This is a genomic window from Paraburkholderia translucens (assembly GCF_020881035.1).
Classification (GTDB): Bacteria; Pseudomonadota; Gammaproteobacteria; order Burkholderiales; family Burkholderiaceae; genus Paraburkholderia; species Paraburkholderia translucens.
Window position 1 is genome coordinate 1 of record NZ_JAJITC010000042.1, and the last position, 1820, is coordinate 1820.

A 1820-nucleotide genomic window follows, 5' to 3' on the forward strand; every position below is an offset into this window, starting at 1 on the left:
TTCGCGCTCGGGCAGTCGTGGAATCCCTGCTCGGTTTGCCGTGGAATCGGCGCTCGCTTTGCTGTGGAATCCGAGCTCGGCTTGCCGTGGAATCAGCGTTCGGTTTGGCGTGGAATACGCAGCGGTGAAAGCAAGATCTACGTAAAGCTCGGTCTGACATCAAGCATTCAGCGTCGCCTGTCAAACATTCAGACCGGATGCCCGCATTCGATAACGCATGCTTTCATTGTGCGGTCCGCGCATCGCGAAGAAGTTGAAGGCCTAGAAAAGCTTCTGCACGTTCTTTTAGAACCAGAATGCCTTCGTGCGGAGTGGTACGAGGGGACGAAGAGATTTTTTGGAACGCTTGATGCTGTGCTTTCGAGAATAAACGAAGGCGGATTCACCCACGAAGAGCTTTGGGACATGCCGGACTTCGTAGGTTCGGAGTTCGAAATCATGCTGCATCGACACGAGTTCCAGTTTTTAAGAATCCAGCTACCAATTCGAAAGGGGCGCGATCCGATTGAGAGCGCTCAAAACGCGAGTCCAGCAGAGATTGCAGACATCTTGGCGCGAGAGCTGTCTACTCCCTTGCTGCGGCTAGCCGTCGAACTCCAGCAATAAGTTGCGCGTTGCTCGAGCGTCGAGGCATTACCTCGGATTTCATTGACACTTGAGGGGCGCAGCATTTTAGCCGCTAAAAAGCGTAGCAGAGCTAAAGCCAGGACGCATGGCCTGAGTGCCCGACGACTTCCGCACCTCGATCCATTCCTCGACCTCGGCCAAGTCCCAGGCGACGTTTCGGCTGGTGAGTGCAATACGACGAGGGAACTCCCCGCGCTGCTCCATGTTGAAAATCGTGCGCTCAGACAGCGGAATCATCGCCAGTAGCTTCTTGCGGTTGATGAGCGTCTTACTTGTCGTTGCCTGCATCCCTTGGCCTCTTTTAGTCACTTGCGAACATGTGCCTGATAGTGCCTGCCAATGCGGATTGTTTCGTCCTATTAGTTGGTCAATTAGGTTGACGCCGCAAACGCGGCTTTGCACTCAAGAAGAAGATTGCGGGTACAGACGCCAGCGCCTTCGATACCGCTTGGCGTTCGATGCCCAGCTTTCGCGCAAAGAGGTGGCGCCGCTTGTTCGGACAGGGTCCCGAGATTTTTAAGTGGAACCACCGGGGCGTTCATGCTGCCGATTCAATCGCAGGCAGCGTCGCGAAGTATGCCTCATCCGGCGTGCGGTCTTCCAGACTCGAATGAGGTCGTCTCTGGTTGTAGAGATTGATGTAATCGCCGATTGAGCGCCGGGCGTGGCTGACCGACTCATATGCCTTCAGGTACACCTCCTCATACTTGACGCTTCGCCACACCCGTTCGACGAACACGTTGTCGCGCCAGGCTCCCTTGCCGTCCATGGACAGTTTGATGCCGCGATCCAGAACCGCGTCGGCAAAAGCGGTCGCGGTGAACTGGCTGCCCTGATCGGTGTTGACGATCTCCGGCTGGCCGTATTTCGTGAAGGCCTCTTCCAGCGCCTCGACCGCATGGATCGCTTCCAGCGTGATCGCCACCCGATGTGCCAACACCTTACGGCTGGCCCAATCCACCACGGCCGTCAGATACACGAAGCCTCGCGCCATCGGGATATAGGTCGTGTCGAGTGCCCATACCTGATTGGCGCGGTCGATCGTCATTCTGGATAGCGTCAAGCAGCACGGCCGGTCGTGTTGCCTCACGGAATGATGTTACTCCCGGGTAGTTGTCACGGTCCCGTTGTTTTGCGATGAAGGCTGGCGCTGCGTAGCGGCGCCAGCCTTCATCGCGTCGGCGTCGCCGAGT

The 1820-nt window shown here is 56.8% G+C and carries 3 protein-coding genes; 1 reads left to right on the forward strand and 2 read right to left on the reverse strand.

The window, feature by feature from the left end; translation table 11 throughout:
* A partial coding sequence (locus LJ655_RS29990) for a GIY-YIG nuclease family protein (RefSeq protein WP_230564770.1) occupies window positions 1-606 on the forward strand: 606 nt, incomplete at its 5' end.
* A gap of 66 nt (window positions 607-672) precedes the next feature.
* Here the strand turns inward: LJ655_RS29990 and LJ655_RS29995 are convergent.
* A complete protein-coding gene (locus LJ655_RS29995; protein ID WP_230564771.1) occupies window positions 673-915 on the reverse strand; it encodes a helix-turn-helix transcriptional regulator in 243 nt (80 codons plus the stop codon).
* A gap of 250 nt (window positions 916-1165) precedes the next feature.
* Window positions 1166-1717, reverse strand: coding sequence for an IS3 family transposase (locus LJ655_RS30000; RefSeq protein ID WP_329959754.1), 552 nt, complete (start codon window positions 1715-1717; stop codon window positions 1166-1168).
* Between the last annotated feature and the right edge of the window lie 103 nt (window positions 1718-1820).